This is a genomic window from Vibrio sp. Vb0598 (genome assembly GCF_033338935.1).
GTDB classification, from domain to species: Bacteria; Pseudomonadota; Gammaproteobacteria; order Enterobacterales; family Vibrionaceae; genus Vibrio; species Vibrio alginolyticus.
On sequence record NZ_JAWOTP010000264.1, the window covers coordinates 1 to 1086 of the forward strand.

At 49.7% G+C, this 1086-nt stretch carries 2 protein-coding genes; one reads left to right on the forward strand and one right to left on the reverse strand.

What is annotated here, in order from left to right; all coding sequences use genetic code 11:
• The gene (sodC, locus tag R7Q38_RS24575; RefSeq protein WP_411913407.1) at positions 1-495 is read left to right on the forward strand and encodes a superoxide dismutase [Cu-Zn] SodC; all 495 of its coding nucleotides are present in this window, start codon (positions 1-3) and stop codon (positions 493-495) included.
• Between the two features lie 27 nt (positions 496-522).
• Here the strand turns inward: sodC and R7Q38_RS24580 are convergent.
• Positions 523-1086 (reverse strand): sensor histidine kinase (locus tag R7Q38_RS24580; RefSeq protein ID WP_411913408.1); only part of this gene is annotated, 564 nt, incomplete at its 5' end.

The window sequence follows — 1086 nt, forward strand, 5'->3', positions numbered from 1 at the left end:
ATCTCAGCGGCGGCTGCTTTCGTGATGACACCAAACGCGTTGGCCCAATCAATCACCATGACCGATTTGGGTACTAACCAAGCCGTCGGTACGGTGGAATTATCAGAGAGTGACTACGGAATTGTATTCACGCCGAATCTGTCAGGAATTCCTGCCGGACTACATGGCTTTCACGTCCACGCTAACCCATCCTGTGACAGTGCAGAAAAGGACGGTAAAACCGTAGTAGGTGGCGGTGCGGGCGGCCATTACGACCCAGACAATACTGGCCAACATGGTTTTCCATGGTCCGATGGCAACCATCTTGGCGATCTGCCAGCGTTGTACGCCGACATGGAAGGAAACGCCAGCCAACCGGTTTTAGCTCCGCGCCTCAAAATGTCTGATTTAAAAGGCAGAGCCTTGATGATTCATGCTGGCGGTGATAATCACTCGGATCAACCAGCCAAATTAGGTGGCGGCGGTGCACGCATTGTGTGTGGCGTGATCGACTAAATCAAGATCTGTCTGATTCACACTTCCTCATGCGGCAGGAAGTGTGAATCGTTGTGTAAACCGATGCGATGTCGCATCGGTTTCAAGATGACTGTGATGCAGCATTAAAATGGACTGAACAATTTTAGTACCAATGCCTAGCGCGCCAGCTTGCGCATTCAGCTCTATTTGGTTGGAAAAAGTAAAACGAACTTGAGATGTATTATCGCCCCGTTTTACATCGCAACTCACGGTCGCATCCGACGGACTATGCCGAAGTGCATTTTCCAATAAATTCAATATCAATCGTTCTAATAACCCCTTATCCCCTATCGCTTGGAGTGGCTCGTCTACGGTAATGTTCAACGTCACGCCTTTACGTTGAAACTGACTTTGCATGGTTTCGGCGCATTCTGCCATTAGTTGGCCAATATCAATCGGAAGATACTCATAGATCGGCAGCGGAGCTTCTTGTTTTGCCACATCCAACAGAGCGTGCAATTGCTGGGAGAGTTTTTCACTGTTGCGAAACGCCACTTCAATGAGCGGCTCGGGGTCAGGATGCTGCAAACGCCAAGTTTCCAAATACCCAAGCACACTCGAAAGCGGCGG